Here is a 17460-nt window from a genome sequence, read left to right as displayed (position 1 = left end):
ATAGGAGAAAATAGAATGAAAAAGATAATCTCACGCTACTACTTGTTTATAGCTTTTCTACTAGTTATTGCTGACCAGAAGTTCAGTGGTCTAGTTTTACGCAGCAACCTTGTTACTGGTCTATCTGACTTTGCCTACTATTTGTCGGATATGATGTTGAATTTTCTTGTAGTTCTTCTTGCTTTTTTTGCTATGACTAAGTCAGGGAGATGGCAACAAATCAATAGTAGAAAGTTTAAAGGGTCCTATCTTTTCTATTCTTTTCTAGCTCTTCTTGCTTTTGTTATTTGGAATTTTGTTACATTTTTTATTTTTCCACCTACTCGAAATGAAATTTCTTATCAACATGCTGCTCCTACTTTTACAGGAGCTACGGCATTTTTGATGTATTTTTTTTATCCTGTGATTGCAGGCCCCATTTTTGAAGAGATGATTTATCGTGGATTAGTGATGACTGCTCTGGAAAAAGGGAAGAAATGGGGACTGGATGTACTCGGATCAGCTATATTATTTGGAATCTTGCACATTAGTAGTCATGGTTGGGTCTTGACAGACTTTGTCTACTATATGGGTGGCGGCCTTATATTTGCAGTCTTATTTAGAGTAACAAAGTCAATTTATTGGCCTATTGGATTGCATATAGTCTACAATGGCATTGGTCAGCTTTTGATGTTACTGTAATTTTGGTTGTTAGTAGTATCGTGGTCTATCCTTGGGGAAAGATTCCCATTTGAATTCAAAAAGGAGTTGTGATGAAAGTATTTCTTCAAAATAGAGATTTTAGGCAATTAACCATCAACCAGTGGATTTCAACGGTTGGGGATACGATTTTTTATCTGGCCTTTTTGAATTATGTGGCAGATGCATCTTTTGCCCCTTTGGCGATTTTACTGATCACGATTTCAGAAACCCTTCCTCAAGTTCTGCAAATCTTTCTGGGAGTTTTGGCGGATTTTCAACATCATCGTGTCCTAAAATATACAATGATTAGTTTTGCAAAATTTTTGCTTTACTCTATCGTTTCTTTATCACTTTCAGGGCAGTCCTTTTCCTTGTTATTAGTAGCATTTATTTGTCTGATTAACCTCTTATCTGACACATTGAGTTATTTTTCAGGCGCCATGCTCACTCCGATTTTCATTAGAATTATTGGGCAAGACCATCTGGCAGAAGCTATTGGATTTAAACAGTCAACTGTTAGTTTAGTGAAAACAATCAGTAATATTCTAGGAGGAGTCTTACTAGGTATTCTATCTATCCAGTCTATTTCCTTACTGAATGCTCTGACCTTTTTAATCGCATTTTTAGGTATTCTTTTCATAAAAACAGACCTCTTGAAAGTAGAAAAAACGATTAGCTATCAAGAAGGACTCTCTGTAAAATCCTTTTGCCAGCATCTGCTCCAATCATCAAAATTGATATGGAATATGAATAAGGTGCTCTTGGTTTTGTTTATTATCTCTATTAGTCAAGCAGTGATAAATGTTACAGTTCCTGTTTCTACTCTGTTTTTGAGGAATCAGCCCTTTTTGAATTTACAAACAGGTCAATCTCTTGCCTTGTTATCCACCCTTGAATTGTCAGCCCTTATTGTCGGAAGCCTTGTGAGTGGCTATCTGAAGAATACAATCTCCATAAAACTAGCCCTATATGCCTCGCTTATTATCCAATTACTCCTTTTAGTTGGCTTTGTGGCAGTTCGTTTTGACTGGATTCTTATCTTTAGTGCCTTGGATGCCTTTTTCGCAGGTATCCTCTCTCCTCGATTACAGGAACTCATTTTTAAACAAATACCTGAGGAGTCAATGGGAGCAGTTCAATCCTCTATCGGCGCCATTACAGTTGTTTTACCTAGCTTATTTACAATAGCTTTGGTAACCATTGCTACTAGCTTTGGAACTCTGGCAGTTAGCTTTGTTTTATTGCTATTTCTTCTAGCTGCCTTTATCATACTCTTGAATATCCGTGAAAACATTTAGCGAAGAATGTGTATATTATATGTTTGAGACTGGATTCCAGTCTGTTTATGATGGCTACAATCAGCAGACTGTTAAATTTTTGAGAAAGTTGCTTGACATTTTAGACCAATCGGTTTATAATTAAAAAATGTAGAGGTAAATACATGAGAAAAGAAGAAAAAACAAGACTACGAAGAGAGAAAATCATTACCGCTGCTTTGTTTGAATTTGCTACAAAAGGCTATCAAGGTTTTGTCATCAATGAACTTTGTAAAGTGGATGGTATTGCCAAAGGAGTTTTGTATCATAATTTTTCAGGGAAATCAGACCTCTATCTAACTTGGTTTCAGGATATGAACATCAATTATCACAGGTTTTGGATATGATGATTTATGGAATACTAGAGGAAGATTCCTCTAAAAAAGGAGAAAAATAATGTCGAAAATTTGGAAATGGTTGTTACTAATTGCGGGTATTTTTGCAGTTTTTGCAGGTTTTAATATGTTTGCACATCCTCTTATTAGCTTGGCTTCCATGACTTTCTTGTTTGCACTTGTATTTGCAGTTCAAGGGATTTCTGAGATTGTACAATACTTCAAATCAGAAGAAAAGCATGGCTGGAATTTATTTGGAGGAATTGTTACCCTCATCCTCGCTCTTACCTTATTCTCAGGTAGCTTTATTGAAATGGTAACATTTGTACCATTTATCATTTCTTTATGGGCCTTGACAAATGGTATTACAAAAACTATCGTTGGTTTCAAGGTTCGTAAGACGGATAAATCGGTAGGTACCCCTCTAGTTTGGATGGGGATTTTAGGAATCGTAGCAGGTTTAATCATGATGGGATACCCATTGATGACCGGTCTCTATATTAGTTACACCATTGCCTTTGTCTTTATTTATCAAGGTATTGTGGCAATTGTTCAATTCTTCAAGATTAAATAAGAATAAAATGGAGTCTGTCTGATTACAATCAGCAGACTTTTTTCTCTTTCCTGAATGTGTTATAATAGTCCATGCTGTGGCTGGAACTGATTCAGCCCATTTATTAAGACGATATGAGGAGAAAGATGAAAGAAAAAGGATTTTGGGAGGGGGCGCAGGCAGCCATGCCAACAGCCCTTGGTTATGTCAGTATCGGCCTGGCCTGTGGGATTATCGGTGCGCCCTATGTGACACCTGTGGAGATGGGCTTGATGAGCCTCTTTGTTTATGCTGGGAGCGCCCAGTTTGCCATGTTGGCCTTGATTGCGGTTCAAGCTCCTGTGGCAGCTATTGCTATGACGGTCTTTTTGATCAATTTGCGTCTCTTTTTGTTGAGCTTGCACGCATCAACCTATTTCCGTCATACCAGTCTCTGGCAAAATATCGGTATGTCTAGCCTCTTGACAGATGAGACTTATGGTGTTTTGATGGGCGAATTGGCCCATACAGACAAGGTCAATCCTATGTGGATGCACGGAAACAATCTCAACAGCTATGTGGCTTGGTTTGTGGGGACAGTTGTCGGAACGGCTCTGGGTGGTCTGCTGCCAAATCCAGAAATCTTTGGCTTGGATTTTGCCCTGGTTGGGATGTTCATTGGAATTTTTGCTTCGCAATTCCAGATTATGCAAAGACGGATTCCTGTCCGCAATCTGCTTATTATTCTAGCAGTTGTTGCGGTGTCCTTCTTTTTACTCTTGGCAGTGGTGTCTCAGTCATTAGCTGTTCTGTTTGCGACGCTACTTGGTTGTACAATGGGGGTGGTTTTAGATGGTCAGTAAGTATCTTTTATTAGCAGTTATTTTCTCTGGCTTAGTGACTTGGATTCCCCGTATGATTCCCTTCATCTTGGTCAAGTATAAGGGCTTGCCTGCAATCGTTGAGCGTTTTTTGAAATTCTTGCCCGTTTCTATTATCTTTGCCTTGATTCTTTCAAGCGTAGTGACAGGCAAGGTTGGGAGTCTTCCTCAAATCAAATGGCTGGACTTCTTAGCAGTCTTTCCAACAGCTTGGGTAGCCTTTCGCTACCGTAATCTAGTCGGCACAGTTCTCTTTGGAGTGGTCTTGATTGGAGTCTTGCGTTTGGTCTTTTAATACTCTTCGAAAATCAAATTCAAACCACGTCAGCGTCGCCTTACCGTACTCAAGTACAGCTTGTGGCTAGCTTCCTAGTTTGCTCTTTGATTTTCATTGAGTATAAATTAGCCATAAAGAAAACCTATCACAGAGATAGATATCATATAATGGCGTAAATGCTCTTTTTCTGTTAAGATTATAAGGTATTCTATTTTGGAGGAAATGACATGAAAAAAATCGTTAAATACTCATCTCTTGCTGCCTTAGGCCTTGTTGCTGCAGGTGTGTTAGCAGCTTGTTCAGGTGGTGCTAAGAAAGAAGGAGAAGCAGCTAGCAAGAAAGAAATTATCGTTGCAACCAATGCTTCACCAAAACCATTCAACTATGAAGAAAATGGTGAATTGACTGGTTATGAAATTGAAGTGGTTCGCGCTATCTTTAAAGACTCTGACAAGTATGATGTCAAGTTTGAGAAGACTGAGTGGTCAGGTGTCTTTGCAGGACTTGATGCTGACCGTTACCAAATGGCCGTTAACAACATCAGCTACACTAAAGAACGTGCTGAAAAATACCTTTACGCAGCGCCAACCGCTAAAAACCCTAACGTTCTTGTAGTGAAAAAAGATGATTCTAGCATCAAATCGCTTGATGATATCGGTGGAAAATCAACAGAAGTTGTTCAAGGGACAACATCTGCTAAACAGTTAGAAGACTACAACAAACAACACTCAGATAATCCAACTGTCCTTAACTATACTAGAGCTGACTTCCAACAAATCATGGGACGTTTGAGCGATGGCCAGTTTGACTACAAGATTTTTGATAAAATCGGTGTTGAAACAGTTATCAAGAACCAAGGTTTGGACAACTTGAAAGTTATCGAACTTCCAAGCGACCAACAACCTTACGTTTACCCACTTCTTGCCAAAGGTCAAGATGAGTTGAAAACATTTGTAGACAAACGCATCCAAGAACTCTACAAAGACGGAACCCTTGAAAAATTGTCTAAACAATTCTTCGGAGACACTTATCTACCAGCAGAAGCTGATATTAAATAATTTCTTGAAATCATCCATTCTGAGTAAGGTGGGTGATTTCTCAATTTTTAGTGATATAGTTTTAAGCTATATATCTGACTATCTAATAACAATTTGTGAAATCAAACAAATTGTGAGATACTAGTACGGTATTATTTTTAAGGAGAAAGAATCATGAAAATTAAAAAATGGCTTGGTGTAGCAGCCCTTGCTACAGTCGCAGGTTTGGCTCTTGCAGCTTGCGGAAACTCAGAAAAGAAAGCAGACAATGCAACAACTATCAAAATCGCAACTGTTAACCGTAGCGGTTCTGAAGAAGCTCGTTGGGATAAAGTTCAAGAATTAGTTAAAAAAGACGGTATTACTTTGGAATTTACAGAGTTCACAGACTACTCACAACCAAACAAGGCAACTGCTGATGGCGAAGTAGATTTGAACGCTTTCCAACACTATAACTTCTTGAACAACTGGAACAAAGAAAACGGAAAAGACCTTGTAGCGATTGCAGATACTTACATCTCTCCAATCCGTCTTTACTCAGGTTTGAATGGAAGTGACAACAAGTACACTAAAGTAGAAGACATCCCAGCAAACGGAGAAATCGCTGTACCAAACGACGCTACAAACGAAAGTCGTGCACTTTACTTGCTTCAATCAGCTGGCTTGATTAAATTGGATGTTTCTGGAACTGCTCTTGCAACAGTTGCTAACATCAAAGAAAATCCAAAGAACTTGAAAATCACTGAATTGGATGCTAGCCAAACAGCTCGTTCATTGTCATCAGTTGACGCTGCCGTTGTAAACAATACCTTCGTTACAGAAGCAAAATTGGACTACAAGAAAGCACTTTTCAAAGAACAAGCTGATGAAAATTCAAAACAATGGTACAACATCATCGTTGCGAAAAAAGATTGGGAAACATCACCAAAAGCTGATGCTATCAAGAAAGTGATCGCAGCTTACCACACAGATGAAGTGAAAAAAGTTATCGAAGAAACATCAGACGGTTTGGATCAACCAGTTTGGTAATAAGAAACAGGGAGGTGGGAGAGAAAATTCCACCTCTTGCTTTTGTATAGAGCATGGATTGTCAGGAAGAGTAGTTCATAGAAAGGTAGAGAGAATATGGTTTTTCCTAGCGAACAAGAACAGATTGAAAAATTTGAAAAGGATCATGTAGCCCAGCATTATTTTGAGGTTTTGCGTACCTTGATTTCTAAGAAATCGGTCTTTGCCCAACAGGTGGGTCTCAAAGAAGTTGCCAACTATCTGGGTGAGATTTTCAAGCGTGTGGGGGCTGAAGTGGAGATTGATGAGACTTATACGGCGCCCTTTGTCATGGCACATTTCAAGAGTTCGCGTCCAGATGCCAAGACCCTGATTTTCTATAACCACTATGACACTGTGCCAGCGGATGGGGATCAGGTGTGGACAGAGGATCCCTTTACGCTTTCGGTCCGCAATGGCTTTATGTATGGGCGTGGGGTTGATGACGACAAGGGTCATATCACGGCTCGTTTGAGTGCTTTGAGAAAATACATGCAGCACCATGATGACCTGCCTGTCAATATCAGTTTTATCATGGAGGGAGCGGAGGAATCCGCTTCGACAGACCTAGATAAGTATCTAGAAAAGCATGCGGATAAACTCCGTGGTGCAGATTTGTTGGTCTGGGAACAAGGAACCAAAAATGCCTTGGAACAGCTGGAAATTTCTGGTGGAAATAAGGGGATTGTGACCTTTGATGCCAAGGTGAAAAGCGCTGATGTGGATATCCATTCTAGTTATGGTGGGGTTGTGGAATCAGCTCCCTGGTATCTCCTTCAAGCCTTACAGTCTCTTCGTGCCGCAGATGGCCGTATCTTGGTTGAAGGTTTGTACGAAGAAGTTCAAGAGCCAAATGAACGTGAATTGGCCTTGGTGGATACTTACGCCCAACGAAATCCAGGGGAAATCAGCCAGATTTATGGTTTGGAATTGCCTCTCTTACAAGAGGATCGCGCAGCCTTTCTAAAACGTTTCTTTTTTGAACCTGCTCTCAATATCGAAGGGATTCAGTCAGGTTACCAAGGACAAGGGGTTAAAACGATTTTGCCAGCAGAAGCCAGTGCTAAGCTAGAGGTTCGTTTGGTTCCTGGTCTAGAACCGCATGATGTTCTGGAAAAAATTCGGAAACAGCTAGACAAAAATGGCTTTGATAAGGTAGAATTATACTATACCTTGGGAGAGATGAGCTATCGAAGCGATATGAGCGCACCAGCCATTCTCAATGTAATCGAGTTGGCCAAGAAATTCTATCCACAGGGCGTTTCAGTCTTGCCGACGACAGCAGGGACAGGGCCTATGCATACGGTCTTTGATGCCCTAGAGGTGCCAATGGTGGCCTTCGGTTTAGGGAATGCCAATAGCCGAGACCACGGTGGAGATGAGAACGTGCGAATCGCCGATTACTACACCCATATTGAATTAGTAGAGGAGCTGATTAGAAGCTATGAGTAGAGATATTATCAAGTTAGATCAGATCGATGTGACTTTTCACCAAAAGAAGAGAACCATCACAGCGGTCAAGGATGTGACCATTCACATCCAAGAAGGGGATATCTACGGAATCGTTGGATATTCTGGAGCAGGGAAATCAACCCTTGTACGGGTGATTAATCTCTTGCAAAAGCCATCTGCAGGGAAAATTACCATTGATGACGATGTGATTTTTGATGGCAAGGTGACCTTGACGGCCGAGCAGTTGCGTCGTAAACGTCAAGATATTGGAATGATTTTCCAGCATTTTAACCTGATGAGCCAAAAGACAGCAGAGGAGAATGTAGCCTTTGCCCTTAAACACTCTGGACTCAGCAAGGAAGAAAAGAAGGCTAAAGTAGCTAAGTTATTGGATTTGGTTGGCTTAGCAGACCGTGCTGAAAACTACCCTTCACAACTATCTGGAGGGCAAAAACAGCGTGTGGCCATTGCGCGTGCCTTGGCAAATGATCCAAAAATCTTGATTTCAGATGAGTCAACTTCTGCCCTTGACCCTAAGACAACAAAGCAGATTTTGGCCTTGTTGCAAGATTTGAACCAAAAATTAGGCTTAACTGTTGTCTTGATTACGCATGAAATGCAGATTGTCAAAGACATCGCCAATCGTGTAGCAGTTATGCAGGACGGGCATTTGATTGAAGAGGGCAGCGTCCTTGAAATATTCTCAGACCCTAAACAACCTTTGACTCAAGACTTTATCTCAACAGCTACAGGTATTGACGAAGCCATGGTCAAAATCGAGAAGCAAGAAATTGTGGAACACTTGTCTGAAAACAGCCTTTTGGTGCAACTCAAGTACGCAGGTGCTTCAACAGACGAGCCACTTTTGAATGAATTGTACAAGCATTACCAAGTAACGGCTAATATTCTCTATGGAAATATCGAAATCCTCGATGGTACTCCTGTTGGAGAATTGGTTGTGGTACTGTCTGGTGAAAAAGCAGCGCTAGCAGGCGCTCAAGAAGCCATTCGTCAAGCAGGCGTACAACTAAAAGTATTGAAGGGAGGACAGTAAGATGGAATCATTGATTCAAACCTATTTGCCAAATGTCTATAAGATGGGTTGGGCTGGTCAAGCAGGCTGGGGAACAGCCATCTACTTAACCCTCTATATGACAGTTCTTTCTTTCATCATCGGAGGGTTCTTGGGGCTAGTGGCAGGTCTTTTCCTTGTTTTGACAGCGCCAGGTGGTGTCTTGGAAAATAAGGTCGTTTTCTGGATTTTAGATAAGATTACCTCTATTTTCCGTGCGGTACCATTTATCATTCTCTTGGCAGTCTTGTCACCCTTCTCCCATCTAATTGTAGGGACAAGCATTGGTCCAAATGCGGCTATCGTACCGCTATCTTTTGCAGTCTTTGCCTTCTTTGCCCGTCAAGTACAGGTGGTATTGGCTGAGCTAGATGGTGGTGTCATTGAGGCAGCTCAAGCTAGTGGAGCGACCTTCTGGGACATCGTAGGAGTTTACCTATCCGAAGGTCTTCCAGATTTGATCCGTGTAACGACTGTAACCTTGATTTCACTAGTCGGTGAAACAGCCATGGCGGGTGCGGTTGGAGCAGGTGGTATTGGTAACGTAGCCATTGCTTATGGATTTAACCGCTATAATCACGATGTGACCATTTTGGCAACCATCATTATCATTCTGATCATCTTTGCTATCCAATTCTTGGGAGACTTCTTGACCAAGAAATTGAGCCATAAATAAAGAGAATTAGGCCATCTGTACATCATTCATAGGAGTTGTCGTTATAGTCAAGACTTAAAATTCTCTGTACTGGTTGCTATCAATTGTTACTTTTATGAGTAAGAGAGTTAAGAATTGTGGGGAGTCAATATGCAAAATCTGGGAGAAGTTTTTAAAGAATTGAGAAAGAGTCGAAATGTATCTCTACAGGAGGCGACGGGAGGAGAGTTTACTTATTCCATGCTGAGCAAATTTGAGCGTGGAGAAGCAGAATTATCTTCTATGAAATTGATTACTGCCTTAGATAACATTAACTCTGATTTGAATGAATTTATGTACTTGGTACGTGGTTTTTCTCAGAAAAAGTTTTTGGCTTTTCAAGAAAATCTCTGGGAACTATATGATAGAGAAGGGATTGATTCTCTCCATTCCTTGTATGAAGAGACGACTCAAAAGTATAGATTAAGTGGTGAAAAGAGCTATCTTTTACAAATGATTCGTATCAAAAGCCTTCTTGTGTTTTTTGATTCAGAAATAAGAGCAACGGATGAAGAACTGACTTTTCTCTACGACTATTTTTTTACTATTGATATCTGGGGAAATTATGAATTGGAACTATTTTCAACGATTTCTACTTTGTTTCCTCTGCCCCTCTATTTTAAATATTCTAGGGAGATGTTACAAAAGACGGATTTATTAGGCTCTTTACCGAGTAACAAAGTTGGTATTGACACTATTTTGATTAATGGACTCTTTAAAGCGATAGAGGAAAAGGATAAATTAAAAGCAGACTATTTTGTTTTTCAGATTGAAAAACGAGATTTACCAGAATCTCAAGCTTATCTAAAAATCATTTATATGATTGCTAAAGGGTATTATGATACTATTTTTAAAGTAGAAAATAAGGGGCTTGAAAAAATCCAAAGAGGCATTACAATCTTACAAGATTTAGAGTATGTAGATGGTGCAAGATATTATGAAAACTATTTTGCAAATCAGCTTTCAAATAAAGATTTGTAATATATTCTCATTACATCGACCGATGAAAAATAAATAGCCTTGTAGATGGATTGATAATTAGTAGTATCTAGGCGCTAGAGTTTCTATTTTCAGAAAAAATATATTACAAAAAAGTGGGGAGACCCGCTTTTTTTGTTATACTGGCTTCAATAGAATACTCTTTGAAATGTGAGAAAGGCCTGCTATGAACCTATTTTTAAAACATCATTTATTTAGAATACTGACCTTATCAAGGTTTTTGAGCTCAAGTGGAGCTTATATTTATAATCTGGTATTTATCGTTTATGCTGCGAGTCTACCCTTTAAAAATATAGCAGTATTTATGGCGAATATGATTACGATTTTACCTTTTCTATTTACTTTTTATGTTGGGATGAAGGCTGATCATACTCGGAATAAAGCAGGGACAATTATCTGGGTTGGTTGTGTGCAAAGTCTGCTATTTCTTTTGATTGCTAGTGTGATTCATGACCAGAACTTTGTAACGTTTGCTTTTATCTGTATGGTTAATATCTGTTCAGATGTTTTATCAGATTATACAGCAGGCCTGCGTATGCCGATTATCCAGTATAATATTTCGGAAGATAAGCTCTATGAAGCTTATTCCTTTACTCAGTTTGTTTCCTATTTATTAAATCTAGGAGGTCAAGCCTTAGGAGTGTGGTTACTCACAACAAGCCACCAAAATTTTTCTTTTGTTGCAATTATGAATGCTGGCTTCTTTTTACTATCTTCTCTTATTTTGTTCAAAAATAGAAGAGAATTGACGTATTTGTCTGTAACGGTAGAGAATGAGTCGATTCGTTTACTTCAACAAGTTAAGGCAATCTATGCGGACATGGATGATATCTTTAGACAGAGAGAAAGTAAATCATTGCTTAAAATGATCCTTGTCATTTTGGTGATGAATACTTTGGGGGGAGCTGTTGGAGGTATTTATCACTTTTACTTATTAGATCATACTATATATCATCTCAGCTATGCTCAAGCCCTATTTTTAATTGAATGTGTTAGCTTGGGAGGAGCTATTCTTGGTAGCCTAACCCCCCATGATTATTTTGGAAAATTGTCGTTTTCAAGTTTGCTATCGCTCAATGCAAGTCTGTTTGTATTACTTGCTACTGCTAATATTTTAGATTTTTCTCCTCTAGTAGGTGTTGCCTGCTTAGCCTTTGTCATGTATTTGATGTCGAAATCAATGCCTAAATTAGATGCTCTGTTATTGTCTAATTTGAGTGCGGATGTATTAGCTAGAAGTAATAATCTCTTGAGTATGATTTTTTCCCTAACATTACCCTTGGGGATGTCTGTATTTTCCTTCTTAGCTTTACAAGATATCAGGCTTTGTTGGTGGGTGTTTTTGGTAGTGAGTGTGATAGGGTTGATTTTATCACTAGAAAAAAGAAGTTTTTCGGGTAAAAAATTTTAACCTAGGAAAATCAGGCTTACTAGAAGGCCTTCCAGATTTGATCCGTGTGACGACTGTAACCTTGATTTCACTAGTCGGTGAAACAGCTATGGCTGATGCGGTTGGAGCTGGTGGTATCGGTAACGTAGCCATCGCTTATGGATTTAACCGCTATAATCACGATGTGACCATCTTGGCAACCATCATTATCATTTTGATTATCTTTGCGATCCAATTCTTGGGAGATTTCTTGACCAAAAAATTGAGCCATAAATAAAAAAGAGCCGCCTGGCTCTTTTTTAGTAATCAGATTTTCTGTGCCAATTTTTTACTCAAGGTTTGTCCAATTAAGGCACCCACTAGGGCTCCGATGACAATACTTGCTATAAATAGAAGGATGGTTCCAGGGTTTGGCGCGACCATGATACGGTCGATATATTCTTGGGATTTTCCTCTTGCTAGAAGGGTTGCCATATAGGCTTTGGGCGCAATCCACATGATTAGGATTGGTCCTGATGTGCTAAAAGCAAAGAGAATGAAAGAAAGGAAGTTCTTTGTTTGGTCCTTGTATTTTCCGAGGCTAGCTACTGCATCTGCTAGGAGACCACAGATAATTCCAGGAAGGAAGGCACCAGCACCGTGTTTAGTTCCCAAGAAAAAGAGGGCAATGACAAGGCCGATAGTGGTAATGGCTCCAAAGCGCGGAACTTTTGCGACTAGGATCATATAGACGCTACCGCCGACAAGGGCAGTAAAGGCAGGCGCATAAAACATGTTTCCAGCTTGGTCAAAGAGATTGCCCAAAAGGACACCAATCCCCATGCAGAGGAAGTAAAGAACTGCAAAAAGCAGTGTAGTTAAGATAGATTTTTTCATGAATTGTCTCCTGATAATTTTTTCACAATTCTCATTGTACCACGGTTTGATGGGATTGTAAATGGATACTAGAAGTTTTTGAAAACGCTTGAAATATGATATAATAGTTTCATAGTTATTTTTAGGGGGATATCATGGGTAGATTTTTAGACTTTGTCTTTAATCGTTTCTTTTTAGGGATGATTGCGACAGCCTTCTTTTGGCTACTAACCTTGGTGGGAGGGATTATCCTTGGTCTAGCGCCGGCTAGTGCCACCTTGATGAGCCTGTATGCAGAACATGGTTATAGCTTTCGGGAATACAGTTTGAAGGAGGCTTGGTCTCTTTATAAGCAAAATTTCGTCTCAAGCAACCTGATTTTCTATAGCTTTTTAGGGGTGGATCTAGTTTTGGTCTATGGCCTGTATCTCTTGGTTCAATTGCCTCATCAGACTATTATTCATTTGATTGCGACCTTTTTGAATGTTCTAGTAGTTGCCCTGCTGTTTTTGGCTTATACAGTATCTTTGAAATTACAAGTTTATTTTGACTTGTCTTATCGAAATAGTCTCAAACTATCCTTAATTGGCATCTTTATGAGCTTAGCGGCTGTGGCCAAGGTTCTCCTTGGGACAGTGCTACTTGTGGCAATTGGTTACTATATGCCTGCCCTACTTTTCTTTGTAGGAATTGGGATGTGGCATTTCTTTATCAGTGATATGTTGGAACCGGTCTATGAAAGTATCCATGAAAAATTGGCGACAAAATAGAATGAAGCAGTTTTGGCTACATACGCTTCTAAGAACCTACAGTTCAGTTATGATGATTATTATTGCGAGTTTTGCAATCTTACTCTCTTACGCTGACTGGGATTCACGGGAAAAGGAAGCTCAAAGAGTAGCCCAACGTGTAACCACTCGAACAGTCGATGAGGTGGAGTATTATTATAGAGAATCAGCCCAACTGGCGCAAGATTTAGTAGCCAATCAAGACCGGATACAAGGGGTTTATAAGTACTTTAGCTTGTCAACTTCTGAGTATTTTTATTGGCTGTTGGAGCACCAAGCAGCTTCGTCAAATTCTATTTCTCTGTATGAAAATATTGATGATCTTTATGTCCAAAATGACTCTATAACGGGTGTTGCAATCGTCTTGCAGGATTTTAAAGAAGTTTATGTTTCAACAAGGGATAAAAGAAGTGGTCATGTCTTGCCAGCTGAAGCCTTTAAACCAGAGGTCAATAGTTTTGGAATTCCAGTTCTGGACCCAGCAACGGATCAATCTATAGGAGTGATTTACATCTCCTTGGATCCAGAAGTTTTATATCATGCCATTGACAATACCCGAGGTCATATTCCGATGGCTGTTACTGTGACATCACCATTTGATACGGAGATTTTTCATATTGGTGAGAGGGTCAATAGGGAACATGAGAACTGGTTTGTTGGTATGACTTCTCATGGATATCAGGTTCAGGTGGCAGTTCCTAAAAACTTTGTTTTACAAGGAACAGTGGCTAGCTCTGCTTTGATTGTAGGCTTGAGCCTTCTCTTTATTGTCATTCTCTATCTGACTTTGAGGAAGACTTTTGCTAATTATCAAAAGCAGGTAGTGGATCTGGTGGATTCCATCCAAGCTATTGCCCAAGGACAAGAAGGTCTTCGCATTGATACGCTTGAAAAGGATCAGGAATTGCTCTTAATCGCAGAGACCACCAATGATATGTTGGATCGCTTGGAAAAGAATATCCATGATATTTATCAGTTAGAGCTTAGTCAAAAAGATGCCAATATGCGAGCCCTGCAAGCTCAAATCAATCCTCATTTTATGTATAATACGCTGGAATTTTTACGTATGTACGCAGTCATGCAAAGTCAAGATGAGTTGGCAGATATCATTTATGAGTTCAGTAGTCTCTTGCGTAACAATATTTCTGACGAAAGAGAAACTCTTCTCAAACAGGAATTAGAATTTTGCCGTAAATATAGCTACCTCTGCATGGTTCGCTATCCCAAGTCCATTGCCTATGGTTTCAAGATAGATCCAGAGTTAGAGAATATGAAGATTCCCAAGTTTACCTTGCAACCGCTGGTAGAAAATTATTTCGCGCATGGTGTTGACCACAGACGGACAGATAATGTGATTAGCATCAAGGCTCTTAAACAGGATGGTTTTGTGGAAATTTTAGTGGTCGATAATGGCCGTGGTATGTCAGCTGAAAAACTGGCAAGTATTCGAGAAAAATTAAGTCAGAGACATTTTGAACACCAAGCCAGTTACAGTGATCAAAAGCAATCTATCGGGATTGTCAATGTCCATGAGCGTTTTGTGCTCTATTTTGGGGATCGATATGCTATTACTATAGATTCTGCAGAGCAAGCAGGTGTTCAGTATCGTATTACAATTCAAGATGAGTAGAAAGGGAGAAAATGTATAAAGTATTATTAGTAGATGATGAGTACATGGTGACAGAAGGTCTGAAACGTTTGATTCCCTTTGATAAGTGGGATATGGAGGTCGTCGCAACAGCCAGTCATGCCGATGAAGCCCTAGAATATGTTCAGGAAAATCCCGTCGATGTCATCATTTCAGATGTCAATATGCCCGACAAAACAGGGCTTGATATGATTCGGGAGATGAAAGAAATCTTACCAGATGTTGCCTATATCCTGCTCTCAGGTTATCAGGAGTTTGATTATGTCAAAAGAGCAATGAACCTTAGTGTGGTGGACTATCTGGTCAAACCTGTTGATAAGGTAGAGTTGGGAAATCTGCTGGAGAAGATTGCAGGTCAGCTCGGTGAGAGAGGAAAGAAAAGTCAGACCCTCAGTCAAGATTTAGACGAGGCTGGATTTGTTAGTTATCTAGGAGGTAAGGAGAATTGGTGGATAGGCCTATCCAAGGAAAAGCAAGGCTCCTTCACCATTCCCTACTATGTCTTGGGTCAAGATTGGCAGATTTTTATTTCTGATCAACCCCTAGATGGTTTAGTCGTTACTCCCTTTGAAGCTCCTTATCAAGAACACTTTGAACGCTGGAAGCTGAATGCTGAGAAAGCCCTCTTTTACGGCTCTGTAAATCTACAACAGTCTGAGAGTCTCTTTACCTATTACGAACCGATTTATAGGGTTATCATTCAGGGGAACCTCAATCAAATCGTGGAAGAGTTAAATCTTTTGGAGAAGGTGGTTCTTGAAAATACGCCGCGTGTTCCGATTACCAAACAGCTTTTTATCCAGTTTGTCATGGATGTCTTCCACTTGTTTGAACATCTCAAAGCTGATGACCTGACAGATATCGTCAAAACGATTCATGCTATTCAGTCCTTCGATGAACTGGTTCCTTATATCAAGGAAACTCTGACCCGATTCTTTGGACAATATCGGATGAATGAAAATGTGGTCAGTGTGCTAGAAGTCATTGGACGTGATTATCAGAAGGAACTTTCTCTCAAGGATATCAGTAAGGATCTCTTTATCAATCCTGTCTATCTGGGGCAGTTGATTAAGCGTGAAACCAATTCGACCTTCGCAGAGTTACTAAACAAACAACGTATTAAGGCTGCCCAGCAACTCTTGCTTTCAACTAGTGACAGCATCGAAGATATTTGTTATGCTGTTGGTTACAGTAATGTTGGATATTTCTATAAAGTGTTCCGAAAATTGTGCGGAAAATCGCCAAAAGCCTACCGAAAACAGGTAGAAACTACACTATAATATTTGTATCCCTTTACAAAAAGTGCTATAATATCAATAATAACATCAGGAGGTTCTATCATGAAAAAGAAACCAATCTATCTATGGGTATTACTGATTTTTTCAGCCTTACTCTCAGCAATGTCACTATTTGGAATCATATCTCCAGTACCTACTGCGGAGGGTATGAACAATCTAGAAACATCAGCATCAGGTGTTAATGCTACTTATGCTAAGGAGCTCGTTGCTTACACCATTAAGGTATCGGAGCATGGTCATTCTATCTTCAACATTCTCTTGGTTGTCTTATCTGTTATTCTGGTGGTTGTGTCTTTGGTTTTCCTTATTCGTAAAAATATCCAATTGGCTAACTACACTTATCTTGCTTATGTCTTCGTTGCCATCGTTGGTTCTATCTACAACTTTATCGGCGTTCAGGATGCGGTTTTACTTTTTACAGACCCTAACATCCGTATGGGAGCGGAGCTTGGTGCCAAAGGTTCTGCTATTTTTGGGATCGTACTCAATGTTATCTTCCTAGCAATCGTCTTCTATAAAATGTGGCGTCAGCAAAAAGAATTGACAGAAACTCAAGAAGAGGAAGAACTTGCCTAAGAGTTGACAAAGCATAACTATCAAGATACAATCTTGGTAGTTATTTTTTATGATTTAAAAAAGGAGGAGAACATGAAAAAAGTTTCCTTGGTCTACATCAGTCTGAGCGGAAATACGGAGAGTTTTGTGACGCGCTTGAAAGACTATCTCTTGTCCCAGTACGAGGGAATTGAGGTTCAAAAGATTCATATCAAGGATTTGGTCAAAGAAGGCCAAGATTTCTATGAAATGGACCATCCCTATGTTGCTTTTTTGCCGACTTACCTAGAAGGTGGGAATGGCGTGGATAACGGAGATGTCGAGATTTTGACGACACCAGTGGGAGATTTTATCGCCTATGGTGACAATGCTAGTAAGTGTTTTGGTGTGGTTGGTTCAGGAAATCGTAACTTTAATAACCAATACTGCCTGACAGCCAAGCAATATAGTCAACGTTTTGGCTTCCCTGTATTGGCTGATTTTGAAATGCGAGGTATGCTGGGAGATATCAAACGTGTCGCAGCGATTATCGCAGATTTGTATGAGTTGGAAAGTTAAGCTGAAACCAATCTTTCAATCATTAGAAGAAAGAATCTATTATAT

General features: G+C 39.7%; 19 protein-coding genes and 1 pseudogene. 19 read left to right on the top strand and 1 reads right to left on the bottom strand.

Annotated features, from left to right (window positions below):
• Window positions 1–15 precede the first annotated feature (15 nt).
• From N8M95_RS04530 to N8M95_RS04465, 14 genes and pseudogenes are all read left to right on the top strand, one after another.
• A complete protein-coding gene (locus N8M95_RS04530) occupies window positions 16–681 on the top strand; it encodes a CPBP family intramembrane glutamic endopeptidase (RefSeq protein ID WP_023948227.1) in 666 nt (221 codons plus the stop codon).
• A gap of 71 nt (window positions 682–752) precedes the next feature.
• Complete coding sequence (locus N8M95_RS04525) at window positions 753–1979, top strand: MFS transporter (protein ID WP_000862437.1); 1227 nt, start codon at window positions 753–755, stop codon at window positions 1977–1979.
• Window positions 1980–2122: 143 nt separating this feature from the next.
• Window positions 2123–2344, top strand: coding sequence for a TetR/AcrR family transcriptional regulator (locus tag N8M95_RS04520; protein WP_004250194.1), 222 nt, complete (start codon window positions 2123–2125; stop codon window positions 2342–2344).
• A 49-nt stretch (window positions 2345–2393) separates the two neighbouring features.
• On the top strand, window positions 2394–2906 hold the full coding sequence (locus tag N8M95_RS04515) for an HdeD family acid-resistance protein (RefSeq protein ID WP_023948489.1): 513 nt from the start codon (window positions 2394–2396) through the stop codon (window positions 2904–2906).
• 125 nt (window positions 2907–3031) lie between these two features.
• On the top strand, window positions 3032–3727 hold the full coding sequence (locus tag N8M95_RS04510) for an AzlC family ABC transporter permease (protein ID WP_261018506.1): 696 nt from the start codon (window positions 3032–3034) through the stop codon (window positions 3725–3727).
• Window positions 3717–4040: an AzlD domain-containing protein gene (locus tag N8M95_RS04505; protein WP_020901825.1), complete on the top strand. Its 324-nt coding sequence runs from the start codon at window positions 3717–3719 to the stop codon at window positions 4038–4040. Before N8M95_RS04510 ends, N8M95_RS04505 begins: the two co-directional genes overlap by 11 nt.
• 209 nt (window positions 4041–4249) lie before the next feature.
• On the top strand, window positions 4250–5080 hold the full coding sequence (locus N8M95_RS04500) for an amino acid ABC transporter substrate-binding protein (protein WP_020901826.1): 831 nt from the start codon (window positions 4250–4252) through the stop codon (window positions 5078–5080).
• Between the two features lie 153 nt (window positions 5081–5233).
• Window positions 5234–6088 (top strand): MetQ/NlpA family ABC transporter substrate-binding protein, encoded by an 855-nt coding sequence (locus tag N8M95_RS04495; protein ID WP_033685605.1) that lies wholly within the window; start codon window positions 5234–5236, stop codon window positions 6086–6088.
• A gap of 96 nt (window positions 6089–6184) precedes the next feature.
• A complete protein-coding gene (locus N8M95_RS04490) occupies window positions 6185–7558 on the top strand; it encodes a M20 family metallopeptidase (protein ID WP_000231807.1) in 1374 nt (457 codons plus the stop codon).
• Window positions 7551–8612: a methionine ABC transporter ATP-binding protein gene (locus tag N8M95_RS04485; RefSeq protein WP_000085666.1), complete on the top strand. Its 1062-nt coding sequence runs from the start codon at window positions 7551–7553 to the stop codon at window positions 8610–8612. Before N8M95_RS04490 ends, N8M95_RS04485 begins: the two co-directional genes overlap by 8 nt.
• Window position 8613: 1 nt before the next feature.
• Window positions 8614–9306 (top strand): methionine ABC transporter permease, encoded by a 693-nt coding sequence (locus tag N8M95_RS04480; protein ID WP_000444647.1) that lies wholly within the window; start codon window positions 8614–8616, stop codon window positions 9304–9306.
• A gap of 219 nt (window positions 9307–9525) precedes the next feature.
• Window positions 9526–10305 (top strand): Rgg family transcriptional regulator, encoded by a 780-nt coding sequence (locus N8M95_RS04475; RefSeq protein ID WP_261116692.1) that lies wholly within the window; start codon window positions 9526–9528, stop codon window positions 10303–10305.
• Between the two features lie 184 nt (window positions 10306–10489).
• Complete coding sequence (locus tag N8M95_RS04470) at window positions 10490–11734, top strand: MFS transporter (protein WP_261116691.1); 1245 nt, start codon at window positions 10490–10492, stop codon at window positions 11732–11734.
• Window positions 11735–11750: 16 nt separating this feature from the next.
• Window positions 11751–11990, top strand: a pseudogene (locus N8M95_RS04465) (ABC transporter permease); the annotation flags it as partial.
• Window positions 11991–12019: 29 nt separating this feature from the next.
• Here the strand turns inward: N8M95_RS04465 and N8M95_RS04460 are convergent.
• Complete coding sequence (locus N8M95_RS04460; RefSeq protein WP_261116690.1) at window positions 12020–12589, bottom strand: MptD family putative ECF transporter S component; 570 nt, start codon at window positions 12587–12589, stop codon at window positions 12020–12022.
• Window positions 12590–12723: 134 nt separating this feature from the next.
• Here N8M95_RS04460 and N8M95_RS04455 point away from each other — a divergent pair, with 134 nt between their 5' ends.
• The 5 genes from N8M95_RS04455 to nrdI all read left to right on the top strand — a co-directional run bounded on the left by N8M95_RS04455 (window position 12724) and on the right by nrdI (window position 17415).
• The gene (locus N8M95_RS04455) at window positions 12724–13338 is read left to right on the top strand and encodes a YesL family protein (protein WP_084928753.1); all 615 of its coding nucleotides are present in this window, start codon (window positions 12724–12726) and stop codon (window positions 13336–13338) included.
• The gene (locus N8M95_RS04450) at window positions 13316–14986 is read left to right on the top strand and encodes a sensor histidine kinase (RefSeq protein WP_314725962.1); all 1671 of its coding nucleotides are present in this window, start codon (window positions 13316–13318) and stop codon (window positions 14984–14986) included. The genes N8M95_RS04455 and N8M95_RS04450 overlap by 23 nt, the downstream gene beginning before the upstream one ends.
• 11 nt (window positions 14987–14997) lie before the next feature.
• Complete coding sequence (locus N8M95_RS04445) at window positions 14998–16284, top strand: response regulator transcription factor (RefSeq protein WP_261116689.1); 1287 nt, start codon at window positions 14998–15000, stop codon at window positions 16282–16284.
• Between the two features lie 60 nt (window positions 16285–16344).
• Window positions 16345–16878 (top strand): ABC transporter permease, encoded by a 534-nt coding sequence (locus tag N8M95_RS04440; protein ID WP_033682431.1) that lies wholly within the window; start codon window positions 16345–16347, stop codon window positions 16876–16878.
• 72 nt (window positions 16879–16950) lie between these two features.
• Window positions 16951–17415, top strand: a complete 465-nt coding sequence (nrdI, locus tag N8M95_RS04435) for a class Ib ribonucleoside-diphosphate reductase assembly flavoprotein NrdI (RefSeq protein WP_020901834.1) — start codon at window positions 16951–16953, stop codon at window positions 17413–17415.
• Window positions 17416–17460: the final 45 nt, after the last annotated feature.

Origin of the sequence: Streptococcus mitis, assembly GCF_946190325.1 — a bacterium.
Lineage (GTDB): Bacteria > Bacillota > Bacilli > Lactobacillales > Streptococcaceae > Streptococcus > Streptococcus mitis_CF.
This window is presented reverse-complemented; position numbering and strand designations above follow the sequence as displayed.